This window comes from Streptomyces tardus, from assembly GCF_018101125.2.
Classification (GTDB): domain Bacteria; phylum Actinomycetota; class Actinomycetes; order Streptomycetales; family Streptomycetaceae; genus Streptomyces; species Streptomyces tardus.
In genome coordinates, this window is sequence record NZ_JAELVF020000001.1 from 1,753,897 (window position 1) to 1,769,204 (window position 15,308).

General features: G+C 72.7%; 13 protein-coding genes and 1 tRNA gene. 10 read left to right on the forward strand and 4 right to left on the reverse strand.

The features are described from left to right. The first annotated feature begins 353 nt into the window (after nucleotides 1–353). From JGS22_RS07545 to JGS22_RS07570, 6 genes are all read left to right on the forward strand, one after another. On the forward strand, nucleotides 354–1,367 hold the full coding sequence (locus JGS22_RS07545) for an ABC transporter ATP-binding protein (protein ID WP_211039488.1): 1,014 nt from the start codon (nucleotides 354–356) through the stop codon (nucleotides 1,365–1,367). Next, nucleotides 1,364–2,155, forward strand: a complete 792-nt coding sequence (locus JGS22_RS07550) for an ABC transporter permease (protein WP_211039487.1) — start codon at nucleotides 1,364–1,366, stop codon at nucleotides 2,153–2,155. Before JGS22_RS07545 ends, JGS22_RS07550 begins: the two co-directional genes overlap by 4 nt. Nucleotides 2,156–2,208: 53 nt before the next feature. Continuing rightward, entirely contained in the window at nucleotides 2,209–3,669 is a 1,461-nt protein-coding gene (locus tag JGS22_RS07555; protein ID WP_308405563.1) for a sensor histidine kinase, read from the forward strand. Continuing rightward, nucleotides 3,666–4,298, forward strand: a complete 633-nt coding sequence (locus JGS22_RS07560; protein WP_211039486.1) for a response regulator transcription factor — start codon at nucleotides 3,666–3,668, stop codon at nucleotides 4,296–4,298. Before JGS22_RS07555 ends, JGS22_RS07560 begins: the two co-directional genes overlap by 4 nt. Nucleotides 4,299–4,448: 150 nt before the next feature. After that, nucleotides 4,449–4,524: transfer RNA gene (locus tag JGS22_RS07565), tRNA-Gly, on the forward strand. 157 nt (nucleotides 4,525–4,681) lie between these two features. After that, complete coding sequence (locus JGS22_RS07570) at nucleotides 4,682–5,329, forward strand: putative DNA-mimic protein (RefSeq protein WP_211039485.1); 648 nt, start codon at nucleotides 4,682–4,684, stop codon at nucleotides 5,327–5,329. 133 nt (nucleotides 5,330–5,462) lie between these two features. Here the strand turns inward: JGS22_RS07570 and JGS22_RS07575 are convergent, their stop codons facing one another. Then, on the reverse strand, nucleotides 5,463–6,203 hold the full coding sequence (locus tag JGS22_RS07575) for an SLATT domain-containing protein (RefSeq protein WP_216814877.1): 741 nt from the start codon (nucleotides 6,201–6,203) through the stop codon (nucleotides 5,463–5,465). A gap of 593 nt (nucleotides 6,204–6,796) precedes the next feature. Between JGS22_RS07575 and purD the strand changes: the two genes are divergently transcribed. From purD to JGS22_RS07595, 4 genes are all read left to right on the forward strand, one after another. Continuing rightward, the gene (gene purD, locus JGS22_RS07580) at nucleotides 6,797–8,059 is read left to right on the forward strand and encodes a phosphoribosylamine--glycine ligase (RefSeq protein ID WP_211040997.1); all 1,263 of its coding nucleotides are present in this window, start codon (nucleotides 6,797–6,799) and stop codon (nucleotides 8,057–8,059) included. A gap of 332 nt (nucleotides 8,060–8,391) precedes the next feature. Beyond that, entirely contained in the window at nucleotides 8,392–9,963 is a 1,572-nt protein-coding gene (locus JGS22_RS07585; RefSeq protein ID WP_211040998.1) for a hypothetical protein, read from the forward strand. Between the two features lie 380 nt (nucleotides 9,964–10,343). Beyond that, on the forward strand, nucleotides 10,344–11,843 hold the full coding sequence (locus tag JGS22_RS07590; RefSeq protein ID WP_211040999.1) for a N,N-dimethylformamidase beta subunit family domain-containing protein: 1,500 nt from the start codon (nucleotides 10,344–10,346) through the stop codon (nucleotides 11,841–11,843). A gap of 88 nt (nucleotides 11,844–11,931) precedes the next feature. Then, nucleotides 11,932–12,843, forward strand: a complete 912-nt coding sequence (locus tag JGS22_RS07595) for a phosphoribosylaminoimidazolesuccinocarboxamide synthase (RefSeq protein WP_211041000.1) — start codon at nucleotides 11,932–11,934, stop codon at nucleotides 12,841–12,843. Between the two features lie 62 nt (nucleotides 12,844–12,905). Here JGS22_RS07595 and JGS22_RS07600 read toward each other — a convergent pair whose 3' ends face one another. From JGS22_RS07600 to JGS22_RS07610, 3 genes are all read right to left on the reverse strand, one after another. Beyond that, nucleotides 12,906–13,577 (reverse strand): GntR family transcriptional regulator, encoded by a 672-nt coding sequence (locus tag JGS22_RS07600; RefSeq protein WP_211041001.1) that lies wholly within the window; start codon nucleotides 13,575–13,577, stop codon nucleotides 12,906–12,908. Nucleotides 13,578–14,024: 447 nt separating this feature from the next. After that, on the reverse strand, nucleotides 14,025–14,699 hold the full coding sequence (locus JGS22_RS07605; protein ID WP_211041002.1) for a class F sortase: 675 nt from the start codon (nucleotides 14,697–14,699) through the stop codon (nucleotides 14,025–14,027). 18 nt (nucleotides 14,700–14,717) lie between these two features. Further along, nucleotides 14,718–15,272, reverse strand: a complete 555-nt coding sequence (locus JGS22_RS07610; RefSeq protein ID WP_211041003.1) for a hypothetical protein — start codon at nucleotides 15,270–15,272, stop codon at nucleotides 14,718–14,720. Nucleotides 15,273–15,308 lie beyond the last annotated feature (36 nt).

Genomic DNA, 15,308 nt, shown 5'->3' on the forward strand with positions numbered 1-15,308 from the left:
AACCCGATCTTCGGATCGGGTTCCTTTGTGTCTGTCCACAGCCGTGAAACTCTCCGTTCATCAAATGCGCCCACTCCGTCCCGCGCTTCTTCACCGCCGGCGACGGTAAGCCACCACGATCAGCACGAAAGGACGAACTTTCCCATGAGCATGACCTGGTTCATCTTCCTTGTCGGTGTAGTGGTGGCCGCTTATGTCTTGCTCAGCGGAGCCGGCCGCCAACGCGAGGACGACGACCGGCGCCGCTGACCCCCGGGGACTGACACGAGTCACCCGGTCCGTGTGACGGATGTCAGATCAGCTCGTGACAGCAGGCACTGCCCCGGCGCCGCACCGGCCGCGACGCTGGAGGCATGACACACACCGAGCAAGTCATCGAGGTCAGCGGCCTTCGTCGACGGTACGGACCGTCGGGCGAGGCCGGCTACGAAGCGGTCCGCGGCATCGACCTGAACGTCGGCCGGGGTGAGCTCTTCGCACTGCTGGGCACCAACGGTGCGGGCAAGACCTCCACGGTCGAACTGCTGGAGGGCCTGGAGAAGCCGACCGCCGGAGAGATCCGGGTGCTGGGCCACGATCCGTACCGCGAGCGCAGCCGGGTACGGCCGCGTACCGGGACGATGCTCCAGGAGGGCGGCTTCCCCTCCGAACTGACGGTCGCCGAGACCGCCCGGATGTGGGCGGGGCTCACCAGCAGGGCCCGTCCGACGGACGAGGTCCTGGAGCTGGTGGGCCTCTCCCACCGCCGTGACGTACGGGTCAAGCTCCTCTCCGGCGGTGAGCGCCGCCGGCTCGACCTGGGGCTGGCCGTCATGGGCAGGCCCGAGGTGCTCTTCCTGGATGAGCCGACCACCGGTATGGACGCCGAAGGCCGCGCGGACACCTGGAAGTTGGTGCGCGAGCTCAAGGAACAGGGCACCACGGTGCTGCTCACCACGCACTACCTGGAAGAGGCCGAGCGCCTCGCCGACCAGCTGGCGATCATGCACAAGGGACGGATCGTCGCCGCCGGCACCCCCGCCGAGGTGGTCGCCAACCAGCCCGCACGCATCCGCTTCACCCTGCCGGCGCACGTGGCTCCGGCCCGGCTGCCGCTGACGCTGCCGGTCGCCGTCGAGGGACGTCGTGCCGAGGTCCGCACCCAGCACCTCCAGCAGTCACTGACGATCCTGCTCGGCTGGGCGTCGGACGAGGGTGTCGAACTGGCCGATCTGGACGCACGTTCCGCCTCGCTGGAGGAGGCGTTCCTGTCGCTGGCCCGGCAGGGCGACGAACTGCGCTTCGAGGGCGGCGGCGCGAACGGCGACGCCGCGGACAACGACGGAATGGCGTGGGCCGCGGGCCCGCAGGACGGGGTGAGGGCATGACCACGGCGACAGTGGCACACGGCCGCGTTTCGACACTGAGCAGGATCACGGCGCTGGGGCGGGCGGAACTGACGCTCCTGCTGCGGAGCAAGGCGTCACTGTTCACGGTCCTGTTCCTGCCGGTCATCTTCACCTTCGCGATGCGGCAGCCGGCCGACGAACTGGACCTGGCCGGCACCGGTCTGACGGTCGGTACGGTGCTGGTGCCGGCGTCGATCGGCTTCGTGCTGATCTTCGCGGTGTACTCCAACCTCGTCGGCGTCTACGTGGCACGGCGCGAGGAGCTGGTGCTCAAACGGCTGCGGACCGGCGAGGCGAACGACGCCGAGCTGCTGTCGGCCAACGCACTGCCCTCGATGATCGTGGCACTGGTGCAGTCCGTACTGCTGCTGGTGGGCGGCGCGGCCGTACTAGACCTGGAGGCGCCGCAGCGGTTCGACCTGGTGGTGGTCGGCGTACTGCTCGGCCTGGTGATGATGTCGGCGCTCGCCGCGCTCTCCTCCCGGTTCGCCGGTACGACGGAGTCGGCCCAGCTGATCCCGCTGCCGATGATGATGGTGAGCATGCTCGGTTCCGGCGTCTTCGTACCGCTGGAGGTCCTGCCGGACCGCCTTGCCGAGATCTGCCGCTTCCTCCCGCTGAGCCCGGTCATGGAACTGGTCCGCGGCGGCTGGGCCGGAACCCTGGAGGGCGGCGACATCGCAGCCGCGCTGGTGATCGGTCTGGCCTGGGCAGTCGGCTCGGTGTTGGCTGTACGCCGGTGGTTCCGCTGGGAGCCGCGCAGCTAGGGTCTGCCGGCACGGTGACGCGGACGGCGACGGAGCAGCAGGGAGTGGGACGCGTGGCGGCGAAGAGGTTGACGGCCTGGTGGGACCGGAAGAGCGATCCGGACCGGATCGAGCTCTACACCCGGTGGACCTTCAACTTCTTCGCCCTGATGGAGGTGCTGGTCGGCTTCAGCCTCGCGGTGGTCGTCGAGCCGCGCTGGGGGATCGGCGTCGTCTGCCTGCTCGTTGTCGCCCACGCGGCGCTCTGTCAGATCACCAGCAGGCAGTGCCTCGACTGGATGCTGGACCGGCGCGACCGACCCACCGCGGTGATGTGGACGAACGCGGCCGGCGCCGCCGTCATCGTCGGCGTGCTGCTGGCGTTCGACTCCGCGGGCATGACCAGGGAACCCGCCGGGGTCACGACCCTCTCCAGCGTCGTGATGATCATGGCCGCGATGTCGCTGTCGCTGAACCTGCGCCCCCGCGACTTCGGGCGGCTGGTTTTCGCCGCAACGCCGATCGTCGCGGCAATGGCGCTGCTGACGGGCGGCCCTGTGCGGCAGGTGGCGGTGTACGCCGTGATGACGCTCTGGTCCGGCCTGGCCGGCGGTTTCGCCGGACGCGCCTCCGGCTGGATCCTGGCCGCGGTCATGGAGTTGGACGAGGCCCGCCACGCGCAGGCCCGGCTCGCGGTCGCCGAGGAGCGGCTGCGCTTCGGCCGCGATCTGCACGACGTGCTCGGCCGCAACCTCTCGGTCATCGCGCTCAAGAGCGAGCTGGCCGTACAGCTGGCACAGCGCACGGGCGCCGCTTCCGGCGCGGCGCTCGACCAGATGGTGGAGGTGCAGCGGATCGCCCGGGAGTCCCAGTCGGAGCTGCGGGAGGTCGTGCGCGGCTACCGGGACACCAGCCTGCTCAACGAACTCGCGGGCGCCCGGGGCGTGTTGCGCGCGGCGGGCATCGAGTGCGAGATCGACGCCGACTCCACCACCGCTCTCCCCGAGTCGGTGCGCGCCGCGCTCGGCTGGGTGGTGCGGGAGGGCGCGACGAACGTGCTGCGGCACTCCGACGCCAGCCGGTGCGTGATCCGGCTGCGGTTGACCGAGCACCCCGACGCCGCGGTGCTGACCCTGGTCAACGACGGTGTCCGCGATGTGAAGGCGGCACGCGGCATCGGCGGTGGGGGCAACGGCCGCAGCGCGGGGCTCATCGGGCTGCGGGAGCGGCTCGGCGCGCTGCGGGGCACCCTCAGCACACCCGACCCGGCGGAGCCGACCGGCGACGGACGCAGCTGGAGCCACGGCGTCCGGGACGACCGACTTCCGCCGGACGACGAGGTGTTCGTCCTGCGCGCCGAAATCCCGGTGCCCGGCGGCGCAGCACACGAGGACGGCCGCGGCGGCACCGGCGAAGGTGCCCGCGGAGGCGAGGGCGGCGGTGGCGGTGGTCGTGGGAGAAGCGGCGCCGTCGATACTGCTGTCGGGAGCGGGTACGGCACGAAGGCCGGCAGAGCTGGAACGGACGCGCGATGAACGGGCAGGCGGAGACGGGCGGGCCGCTGCGGGTGCTGCTGGCCGACGACGAACACCTCATCCGGGGCGCGGTGGCCGCGCTGCTCTCCCTGGAGGACGACCTGGTGGTGGTCGCGGAGGCCGGGTCAGGCACCGAGGCCATGGCCATGGCCCGGGCACACCGGCCCGACGTGGCGGTGCTGGACCTGAACATGCCCGGCGCCGACGGCGTCGAGGTGGTCCGGATGATCCGTGCCGAAATCCCGGGCTGCGCCACGATGATCGTCACCGGCCACGGTCGGCCCGGCCATCTGAAGCAGGCACTGGCCGCGGGTGCGCGCGGCTTCCTGCCGAAGACCGTCTCCGCGCAGCGCCTGGCGGAGATCATTCGCACCGTGCACGCGGGCGGCCGGTACGTCGACCCCGAGTTGGCCGCCGACGCGATCAGCGCCGGCGACTCCCCGCTGAACGCGCGGGAGGCGGAGCTGCTGGAGCTCGCCTCGGACGGGGCGACCGTCGCCGAGATCGCACGGCGCGCGTCCCTGGCCCCGGGCACCGTGCGCAACTACCTCTCCTCCGCCGTGGCCAAGCTCGGCGTGGAGAACCGGCACGCCGCGGCCAGCGCCGCCCGCGAACGCGGCTGGCTGTAGCCGGGGCTGCCGGGCGGCGGATCCGAGATTGGCACGGCGGCGGATCCGAGGTCGGCAGATTGGCAGGTCGGCGGGGTGCGGGGTCGCCGGTGGGCTGGTCGGGGCGCTGGTCGGAGCACCCCGGAAAGAGGGCTATAGTTGTCCGCACGCGCGGACGTAGCTCAGCTGGTAGAGCGCAACCTTGCCAAGGTTGAGGTCGCCGGTTCGAACCCGGTCGTCCGCTCCAGAGGTGAAAGGCCCGGTCTCCCGCAGACCGGGCCTTTCGCATGTCCGCACCCGCCGTTCGTGCGGCCCGGTGCACGACGTGGCCGGTTGACGCTCTTCGTCGCGGGTAGGCCGGGCACTACGCTGGTCCGACTGTCCTCACGGAGTGGGAGTGCACCTTGGCGTGTGATCTGTGGCTGGTACCTCTGGTCGACGTGCTGTGCCAGAGCCCCGACAATCCGTTCGCCGAGGAACTGGCGGTCTACGACAGTGCGCTGAACGAGGCGGGGCTGCCCCCGGTCCCGGTGCACGGCTACATGCCGGGCCTCACCGGCGAGGTGGCTCCGGTCGCCGGTTTCGACTACGACGCGCTGCACCTGCTGCGCCGCGCGCACCTGCTGCTCGCCTGCGGGCTGGAGGTCACGCCGGTGGACCAACTGGGCAGCGACTACGAGCAGTTGCTGGAGATGTTCGAACCGACCGCCCAGCAGTCCCATCTGGTCTGGCACTTCGACCACGCGGGCGCGTACGTCCCGGTGGACTTCGCCGCGCCGCTGAGCAACGACGAACTCCTGGAGGGCGGCGGGCCGTTGGGGTCCAGCCACGGACTGCTGCGCGAGCTGCACACCATCGCGCCGAGCCTGGGCATCGACCCGGCCAACCCGCCCGCACCGCCGGCCGCGCCCCCCGGGCCGACGGAGCTGGAGGAGCCGGCGCTGCCCACCGAGGAGGGCGGTCCGTACGCGCGCGAGCGGCACGTCTGGCTCGGTCTGCACGCGGCGGCCACCCGCAGCCTCGCGCAGGGATCGATGATCCTCTTCTCCTGAGCTGCCGCGAGTCCGTGCGCCGTGCCCGGAAAGGACCGCGGCGTACGGGGCGGTCCTTTCCGGGCACGGCGCCCGGGTTGCTCACGCCCGTACGCGTACGGGCGCGAGCAGCCGTCGAGCATGCGCCGGTGCGTCAGCGCGGGCTCTCCGGCGGGCGCTGGCGCGGCATGTTGGGCCGGGTGCCCGGCGGCATCGGGAAGCGCGAGGCCGCGAGAGCTCCCGCGGCCTCGGGCCTGCGGGCAGGTCCGGGGTTGGCGACGGACTGGGTGAGCAGCGGAACCGATCCCGTTCTGAACTCGACCATCCAGTCCCCCGTTTCGGCGCGTACGAGCTCGGAGATCTCCTCGCTGAACCTGCGCAGGGTGCCCAGGCAGCGCTCCGCCGCCTCGGCCGCGGTGCCCTCCGCCGGGCCGAGCACCTCGCGCACCGACTCGGTGGCCCACTCGTACTGGAGCGCCTCCAGCCGACGCTGCACCGCCTGGGCGGTCGCCACATCGCGCATCCAGCCCGAGGTCACGCCGAACCATCGATCGGCGCCGGCGCACAGCACGGCGAGCACCAACGAGAGGTAGCCCCAGGCGAGCGGGGTGAGCAACGCACCGAGGACACCGGTCAGTTCGAGAACGGGCAGCACCGCGCCCCCGGCGAGGCCGGCCGCGGTCCCGGCTCGCAGCAGCCGGGCGAGGCGGCGTTTGTGGGTGCGGTCGGCGAGATACCAGTCGACCGTTTCCAGGGCGCGCTGCTCGACCCACTGGTACAACTCGTCGAGCCGCTCGGCGGGCTCCCCCCAGTCGCCGAGCGGAAACGCCTGGCCGAGCAGCTCGCCCCTGCGGTCCTTGCCGGCCCCCTCGGGACGCATCTCCGGCTGAGTCACCCGCCCACTCCCCACAACAGAACGCGCTCCCACCGCCACTCATGATGGCCGAGCACGTCGCTTTTCACACTTAGAGGCACATCCGCCGCGCACACTGCTGGACGAACGGCCACACGGAACCCTCATTTCTACCCCCAAAACCGTTTCGCTGCTTGGGCGTTCGGGAACGGTCAAGCCCAGAATCGCCGCTCAGCGGGCGGCGACGACGACTGCGCCTCACTCGAAAGAGTGGGCGTCAACAACCGTCCACCGCGGCTCACCCGTGGTAGGTACGGCCGCCCCCGCAGCTCGGTCGGCAGCCTGCCCGCGCCTCCCTCCGCCCCCGGCCACGACCGGGAGGCGGGCCCGTCCGCAGGCCGCGCCCTGCCCCTCGCCCGGCCCCGCGCGCAGCCCCGCGCCGGCCAGTCCACGGCCCCGCCCGCCGGCCGCCCGCGAGCACAACCCGGCGAGCCCGGCCACGGCCCGCCCACCAGCCACGCATCCCTCCTCCGTCGCGCATCCACGGCCCGTCCTCGCGCCCGCCCCCGGCGCCGTCGTCCCACACCGCAGACCGCCGGACCGGCCGGTCGCGGCGGACCACTAGGCTTCGGTGCGTGAAGGTCCTCGTCATCGGCGGCGGCGCCCGCGAACACGCCCTGTGCCGCTCCCTCTCCCTCGATTCCGACGTCACCGCGCTGCACTGCGCCCCCGGCAACGCCGGGATCGCCGAGGTGGCCACCCTCCACCGGGTGGACGCCCTCGACGGCGCGGCGGTGGCCGCCCTCGCCGGCGAACTCGGCCTGACCGAACACGATCTGGTGATCGTCGGCCCGGAGGCCCCGCTGGTCGCCGGGGTCGGCGACGCGGTGCGCGAGCACGGCATCCCCGTCTTCGGGCCATCGGCGCGCGCCGCGGAGCTGGAGGGGTCGAAGGCGTTCGCCAAGGACGTGATGGCCGCCGCCGGCGTCCCGACGGCCCGCAGCTACGTCTGCACCACGGCCGCGGAAGCGGTCTCCGCCCTGGACGCGTTCGGCGCACCGTACGTGGTGAAGGACGACGGACTGGCCGCGGGCAAGGGCGTCGTGGTGACCGACGACGTCGAGGCCGCCGCCGAGCACGCCGCGGGCTGCGCACGCGTGGTGATCGAGGAGTTCCTGGACGGCCCCGAGGTGTCGCTGTTCGCGGTGACCGACGGCGAGACGGTCGTTCCCCTCCAGCCCGCACAGGACTTCAAGCGCGCCCACGACGGCGACGCGGGCCCCAACACCGGTGGCATGGGCGCGTATTCACCCCTCCCCTGGGCCGAGCCGGGCCTGGTGCAGGAGGTTCTGGAGACCGTCCTCCAGCCGACCGTGGACGAGCTGCGGCGCCGCGGCACGCCTTTCTCCGGTCTGCTCTACGCAGGTCTGGCGATCACTTCGCGCGGCGTGCGCGTCATCGAGTTCAACGCCCGCTTCGGCGATCCGGAGACCCAGGTCGTACTGGCCCGGCTGCGGACCCCGCTGGGCGGCCTGCTGTACGCCGCCGCCACCGGTCGGCTCGCCGAGTTCCCGCCGCTGCGCTGGGACGACGGCGCCGCGGTCACCGTCGTGGTGGCCGCCGAGAACTACCCGTCCGCGCCGCGCAAGGGCGATGTGATCGAGGGCCTGGCGGAGGTCGCGGCCGAGGACGCACCGCACGCGTACGTCCTGCACGCCGGCACCAGGGCGGACGACACCGGGCGGGTGCTGAGCGACGGCGGCCGAGTGCTGTCGGTGACGGCGGCCGGCGCGGATCTGGCGCAGGCGCGGGAGCGCGCGTACCGGGCGGTGGGCCGAATCTCGCTGAAGGGCTCGCACCACCGGGGGGACATCGCCCGCGCAGCCGCCGAGGGCTGAGCCCGCCGGGACGCCCGGCGCAGGTGCGCGGGGCGCAGGCGCGCGGGGCCGTCCCCACTCGACTTCTCCGGGCCGAGCCGGAGTTGATCGAATGCGTCGATAGTCGGACACCTCCGGCGGAGGCCGATGTGCAACACCTCTGCCCAAAGCCATTCCATCGAGTGACGGTCCGGCCTAGCTCCTGTGCTCCCGGCCGGACCGAACTATCGTTCCGCGCGTCGGCTTCTGGACGCCGTCGGTCGTCTGGCTCACCGCGATTGCGCGGTCGGACGCCGGTGCCACAGTGGGTGGATGGTCCACGGCGTCCCACAGGCAGGGGGGTGAGCGGCTCGATGACGACAGCGGACAGGGATCGTGCCTCGGCACGGGATCACGCACTGGCCGTCCTGCGGCTTCGCGGGGCGGTCTTCGCCGTCGCGCTGCTTCCCGCAGCCGTCGCGGTGGTGCTGTGGACGGGCTCGGCGACGGGCCGGTTCGACGCCGCGTGGGACGGGCCGCGCTGGGCGGTGACGGCGCTTGCGGTGCTCGTGCTGGGCATCACCGCCGTCCTGACCGCGCTCGTCGCGACCGCCCGCCCCTCGGTCCCGCCCTCGGTCCCGCTGGCGGAGCAGGACGCACCCGACCTGTACCGGATGATCCGCGATCTGGCCGACAGGCTGGATGTGCCGGAGCCCTCCGCGATCGCGCTCACACCTGACTGCGACAGCTGGTTGGAGGACGAGGGGGCGCGGACCCCGACCCTGGTGATCGGTTCGCCCTTCCTGTGGTGGATGCGCGTCGCCGAGCTGCGCGCGCTGCTCGCCCCGGTGGTCGCCGGCACCGGTCCGGCCGTTCATCCGGACATCGCCGCGGCCCGCCGGATCGTCCGGGCACTGGACGCGGCGAGCCGGCGGCCGTCGGTGCGTACGCCGGCGCGGTTGCTGCTGCGGCCGACGGGACCGCACTCGGCGGAGATGGAGCGGCTCGTCGCGACGGCCTGCTCGATCCGCGCCCAAACCGTCGACCAGGGCGTGCGGCAGGTCGCCCAGGAGCAGGTGGGCCTGGCCTTCGCGGGCTGGGACCGGCTGCTGACCCGGGTCGCGGTGCCCGCCTGGCGGATGGGCCGCTGGCCCGCGCGGCTGGACGTGGGCGTCGTCTCGGCGCTGACCGAGCTCTCGCGCCGGGACCGGCTGGCCGAGGGGTTCACCGCCCGGCTCGGCGAGCGTCCGGCCTGCGACCTGCTGGAGACGCCCGGCGAAGTGGACCGCGAGGTCTCGCTGTTGGCGGCCCGGCTGTTCTACGGTGCGCCGCACTCGCCCGACCCTCGCTGGCAGCCGATCGACTGGTCGGCCTATCCGGACGAGGTCGTGGACCGCTCCTGGCGGGCGGCGGCGGCGCGCCTGTTCGCCGCGTTGGACGCCACCCAGGGCTTCCGGGAGGAGCACGGCGAGCCGGCCCGTCCCGGTGCCGGCCCGCAGGAGGAGGTGGGTCGGCCGACCCTGAGCCGGGTCCTGGAGCGGCTGACCGACGAGGAGCAGCGCGCGGCGCTCGCCGCCAGGGTCAGCGCTGCGGCCGTGCGGGAGGAGCGCGGTTCACCGGCGGCACCCGCACCCGGTGGCGCGCTGGTGCCCGGCGGTCCGGGCGAGGCGGCTCCGATAGGGCTGCCTCCGGAGCCGGTCAAGAGCGGACGCGAGGTGCTCTCGGAGCACATCACCGCCGCCGTCTGCTGCGCGGCGGTGGACGCGGGCGGCGCCCGCCCCGGGCTGGACTGGCTGGACGGTCCCGTTCTGCTGGTGGACGGCGAGCGGCGGCAGGACCTCGCCGAGCCGGTGCTCGCGCTGGCTGAGCAGGGCGATCCGCTGCCGCTGCGCGGCTGGCTCGCATCCGCCGGCGTGCGCCCTGACAAGCCGGTGCGGCTGGTCTGAGCCGTACGCCCCGTCCCGGCGCACCCCTCCCGTCGCACGCGCCCGACACCGCACACGAGCACGCCCCCGGAGCACGCTCGCGCACGAGCCGCCCCCGTACACAAGCTCCGCCACCGCTCACGGCGGGGCCCACGGCGCCGCGTCGCACACCCGTGCCACCCCGATCCGGGTGATGCTCGCCACATCCGCTCGCTCCCCATCCGTCCGTCCCGGCACGTGAGTTCACGTCGGTCACAACTTCTCGCCGCCTCTGCCCCCTTCCGACTCACTTCGTGTCATTTCGCGCCCACTAATTCACGACGAATGGTGATGAGGCCGCTGCACTATGTGATGTGCTTGGCTCTCGTGAGGGAGTACCCACGCGAGTGGGAGGGGGCCAGATGGGGACGCAGCAGATCCGACGATGGCAGTCAGGTGCGCTGGCGCACGCGGTGACCGATCCGTTCGGTCAGGGCCCGCTGCCGTGGCTGCGCGGCAGCGAGAACTACTTCGACAGCGGCCGGGTCGTCCCCTGGTACGTGGACGACGCCGACCACGCGGTGCTCGCCGCCGACGGACGCATCCTCCCGGGCCCCCGGCAGGCGGGCCGCGGCACCACCCGTACCGCGGACGACGTCCGCTGCCAGATCAAGGGGTTCGCCTCGACCGGCTCGGTGGCGCCCGGCGAGTCCATCGACTTCCGGGTCACCGTCAACCCGCCCCAGCCCTTCGGGGTGGACGTCTACCGCATCGGCCACTACGGCGGCGTCGGCGCCACCAAGATCACCACAAGTCCCCGGCTCTCGGGGATCGTTCAGCCCGAACCGCTGCGCGCCGAGCGCACGGTCTCCTGTCACCACTGGTGGCTCTCCTGGCGGCTGCCGGTGCCCGGCCACTGGAACAGCGGCGCGTACGTCGCCGTCCTCACCACGGCGGACGGCCACCGCTCGCACATCCCCTTCACCGTCCGCAGCAAGGACCCGGCCGATCTGCTGCTGGTGCTGCCGGACGTGACCTGGCAGGCGTACAACCTCTTTCCCGAGGACGGCAGGACCGGCGCCAGCCTCTACCACGCCTGGGACGAGGAGGGACGGCTGCTCGGCGAGGCCGAGGCGGCGCACACCGTCTCCTTCGACCGTCCGTACGCCGGCGCCGGGCTCCCCCTCCACGTCGGCCACGCCTACGACTTCATCCGCTGGGCCGAGCGCTACGGCTACGACCTCGGCTACGCACACGCCCGCGATCTGCACGCCGGCCTCGTCGACACCGGCCGCTACCGCGGGCTGGTCTTCCCCGGCCACGACGAGTACTGGTCGGCACCGATGCGCCTGCAGGCCGAGCACGCCAGGGACAACGGCACCTCGCTCGTCTTCCTCTCGGCCAACACGGCTTACTGGCAGGTGGAGTTGAAGGCGCTGCCCTCCGGCGACCAGGACCGGCTGCTGAGCTGCCGAAAACGCCGCGGCCCCGGTCGCTCCCAGCTCTGGCGCGACCAGGGGCGCCCGGAGCAGCAGCTGCTGGGCATCCAGTACGCCGGCCAGGTGCCGCAGCCCCACCCGCTCGTGGTGCGGAACGCCTCGCACTGGCTGTGGGAGGACACCGGCGCGGCCGAGGGCGACGAACTGCCGGGCCTGGTCGCGGGCGAGGCGGACCGCTACTACCCGCGCACCGCGCTGCCCGACCACCACCACCGGATCCTGCTGGCGCACTCGCCGTATCCGGACAGGCGCGGGGTCCGGCGCCACCAGGAGACCTCGCTGTACGAGGCGCCGAGCGGCGCTCTGGTCTTCAGCTCCGGCACCTTCGCCTGGTCGCCCGCGCTGGACCGCCCCGGACACGCGAACAGCACCGTCCAGCGGGCCACGGCCAATCTGCTCGACCGCATCTGCAAACGCGATTGAGCCGCCGACCCACGGGTACCCGGCGCGGCTGCGCACGCCCCGGTAGGCGAGAATCAGCGTTACGTGTCGAGATCCCCGTGGAGGACCGGTGTCCGGATTCGTCGAGCAGCCCGAGCCCGTGCAGGTACCGGGGCTGGTGCATCTGCACACGGGAAAGGTCCGCGAGCTGTACCGGAACGGCGCCGGTGAGCTGGTCATGGTCGCCAGTGACCGGATCAGCGCGTACGACTGGGTGCTGCCAACCGAAATCCCCGACAAGGGACGGGTGTTGACCCGGCTTTCGCTGTGGTGGTTCGACCAGCTGGCCGATCTGGTGCCGAACCACGTGATCTCCACCGAGGTGCCCGAGGGTGCGCCCTCGGACTGGGCGGGCCGGGTCACGGTGTGCAAGCCGCTGCGGATGGTGCCGGTGGAGTGCGTGGCACGCGGATATCTGACCGGCTCGGGCCTGGCCGAGTACCGCCTGTCGCGCACGGTCTGCGGGCTCGCTCTGCCCGAGGGGCTGGAGGACGGTTCGCGGCTGCCTGCGCCGATCTTCACCCCGGCCACCAAGGCCGAGGTCGGCGAGCACGACGAGAACGTCTCCTACGACGAGGTCGTACGGCGGGTCGGCACCGAGACCGCCGCACTGCTGCGGCAGACCACGCTCGCGGTCTACGGCAGGGCGCTGGAGATCGCGGGCGAGCGCGGACTGATCCTGGCCGACACCAAGTTCGAGTTCGGTTACGCCGAGGACGCCTCGCACGACGAGGAACTGATCGTGGGCGACGAGGTGTTGACGCCCGACTCCTCGCGGTTCTGGCCCGCGGAGTTCTGGGAGCCGGGCCGCCCGCAGCCGTCCTTCGACAAGCAGTACGTACGTGACTGGCTCACCGGACCCGAGTCGGGCTGGGACCGCGGCAGCGAGCAGCCGCCGCCCGAGCTGCCGTCCAAGGTCGTCGAGCAGACGCGGGAGAAGTACATCGAGGCGTACGAGCGGCTGACCGGCACCTCCTGGTGAAGCACCACCGCTGAGGGCCCCGCCCCCGCAGGCATCCCCAAGGCGGGCCGGGCGCCGGCGGGTCAGGCGGGCCGAGCGGGAAGGCCGTTGAGCAGCGCCAGGCAGTGCGCGTGGTACTCGCCGAGCACGCGCCGGGCGCGGTCGAGGTCGCGCTCGTGCACCGCGTCGAAGAGGTCCAGGTGCCCGGCCCACAGCAGCCCGCGCAGATCGGCCTGGGCCCGGAGCCTGGGGACGGCGTACACCCAGCTGTGGATACGCACCCGCTCCAGCACGTCGGCAACGTACGGGTTGCCGATGATCTCGGCGAGCTCGCGCCAGAAGCGCAGGTCGTAGCCGATCAGCACATCCAGCTCGCCGGCGAGCGCCGCGCGGCGGGACGCCTCGGCCCGGCGGCGTATCGCCTCGGTGCAGCGGAAGTCGCGCATCGTGCGGGAGCGCTCGAGCTGGGCGAAGACGCCCTCGACGATGATCGACCTGGCCCGCACCATCTGGTCGTAGTCGGCGTCGCCGAAGCGGTGCACCCGGAAACCGCGGTGCTGGTCCGCGTCGAGCAGACCCTGGGCGGTGAGATCGAGGAGCGCCTCCCGCACGGGCGTGGCCGAGACCCCGTACTGCTGGGCGATCTCCTTGACCGTGAAGCCGGTCCCTGCGGACAGCCGTCCGGCCAGCACCTCTTCGCGCAACGCGTCCGCGACCTGCTGGCGCAGCGTGCTGCGGGTGATGGTGCCGGTCATCGGCGGTGCTCCTTCGTACGGTCCCGGGTCACCCTAGGCCAGGAAGTACGCGCCGAACCCGGCTGTGCGGGAAAGCTCACGTACCGCACACACAAGCACCGCGAGCGCCGCGACCGTGTCGACCGCCGGCCTGCCCCCGCCGCCTTCCCCCGGACACGCCTCGTCGCCCCCACCTGCGAGGCGGGGGCGACGAGAAGGCCGCGGGAGGACTCGTACCCGGTGCGGGCCGGCACCGTCGGGCGGTGCGCTGCCGCGCACGGCGCGGGCCGTGGCGGGGCCGCCGCACAAGCGGCGGGCACGGGTCGTCGTCAGCGGGTTCGTGGTGGGTGAACCGCTCCTTCACCCCTGTCGGCTATGCAGCGGGGGGCGGGCGCCCCCGAGGCCGTCATCGGCCCCGGGGACACCCGGCCGACCGGGAGCGGGCCGGCCGCTGCGGGCCCGCTCCGGTCAGCTCTTGAGGCTGGCGAAGGCAACGATATTCGCGTCATACCCGTCCTTCTCGGTGAAGCCGCCGCCACAGGTGATCAGGCGCAGCTGGGGGGTCTGGGTGGGGCCGTAGACCCGCCCGTTGGGGTAGTTTTCCTTCTGGTACTGCTCGACCGAGTCGACGGTGAAGACCATCGTGCTCTGGTCCTTGCGCTCGATCCGGATCTCCGCTCCCGGCTTGAGCGAGCCGATGCCGGCGAAGGCCGCGGGCCCCTCGTGGGTGTCGAGGTGGCCGACGAGGATCGCCGGCCCCTGCTCGCCCGGGGAGGGGCCACCCTGGAACCAGGCGACCTTGTGGGCGTCCTCCTCCTCGGGGGTGGGAGGCGTACCGTCCTTCTCCGCGTCGGCGCCGAACACCTCCAGATCGGCGCCGAGTTGGGGAATGCGCACCCGGCTCGGCTCCGACCTGGGCTGTGCCTGGGGGTCGGGAGAGGGGGGTCGGGTGTCGACGGCCTCGGGCCGGGAGACGCCCGCGGCCACGGAGGTGCGTTCGCTGCTGCGTTCCGAGCGGGAGCCGGTGGCGTCCTGCGCCGGAACGGCTCCGCAGAGCGTGGCGGCGAGGACTGCGGTGGCGACCACGGCCGCGCACTCCAGCCGGCGCCCGCGGAGCGCGATCCGTTGCTGTCGGGTCGTCATGGGATATCCGGGGGCGGATCAGGACTGGTCCGCGTTGGCCCGGCGGCGCCAGATCATCAGGTAGCCGGCAGCGCCGGCGAGGGCCAGACCACCGGTGGCCGCGGCGGCCGTGGTGGCGGTGGACATCCCGCCCTGCTCACCGGAGGCGAGCCCGCCGAGGCCGGCGTGCGCACCGCCGCCGACACCGTTGTAGGTGAAGGTGCCGGTGAGCGGCTTGTGGTCCTTGCAGTAGCCGGTGACCTGGTAGGTCTTGCCGTTGGTCAGGCCCTCGTGCATGACCTTGGCCGAGGCGAAGGGCTTCTTGTGGTGGCCCTTCTTGTCGTGGCCGCCGCCCTGCGCGTGGTGCCGGTCGGTGTGCGCCTGGCTGGTCTCGAACGCGTCCGAGGCGACGGTGCCGTGGCCGCCGTCCTTGCAGTTGGCGGACACCTCGACCGTGGTGCCGGGGCCTGCGTGCGAGGGGCTGACTGTCAGGCCGTGCTGGCCGCCGGTCTCTCCGCCGGCGAAGGCCGGGCCGGCGACGGCGAAGGTGAGAGCGGAAGCGGCGGCAGCGGTGGCGAGAGCACGCATCTTCATGGGAAGGAATCCTCCGGGGGGCGTCGGCACGCGTGC

Excerpts from the sequence above, each read along its gene's own strand:
- JGS22_RS07585 (WP_211040998.1), top strand. The coding sequence starts at position 8,392 with ATGACGACAGCGGACAGGGATCGTGCCTCGGCACGGGATCACGCACTG.
- JGS22_RS07605 (WP_211041002.1), bottom strand. The coding sequence starts at position 14,699 with ATGACGACCCGACAGCAACGGATCGCGCTCCGCGGGCGCCGGCTGGAG.
- JGS22_RS07610 (WP_211041003.1), bottom strand. The coding sequence starts at position 15,272 with ATGAAGATGCGTGCTCTCGCCACCGCTGCCGCCGCTTCCGCTCTCACC.
- JGS22_RS07560 (WP_211039486.1), top strand. The coding sequence starts at position 3,666 with ATGAACGGGCAGGCGGAGACGGGCGGGCCGCTGCGGGTGCTGCTGGCC.
- JGS22_RS07600 (WP_211041001.1), bottom strand. The coding sequence starts at position 13,577 with ATGACCGGCACCATCACCCGCAGCACGCTGCGCCAGCAGGTCGCGGAC.
- JGS22_RS07545 (WP_211039488.1), top strand. The coding sequence starts at position 354 with ATGACACACACCGAGCAAGTCATCGAGGTCAGCGGCCTTCGTCGACGG.
- JGS22_RS07550 (WP_211039487.1), top strand. The coding sequence starts at position 1,364 with ATGACCACGGCGACAGTGGCACACGGCCGCGTTTCGACACTGAGCAGG.
- JGS22_RS07590 (WP_211040999.1), top strand. The coding sequence starts at position 10,344 with ATGGGGACGCAGCAGATCCGACGATGGCAGTCAGGTGCGCTGGCGCAC.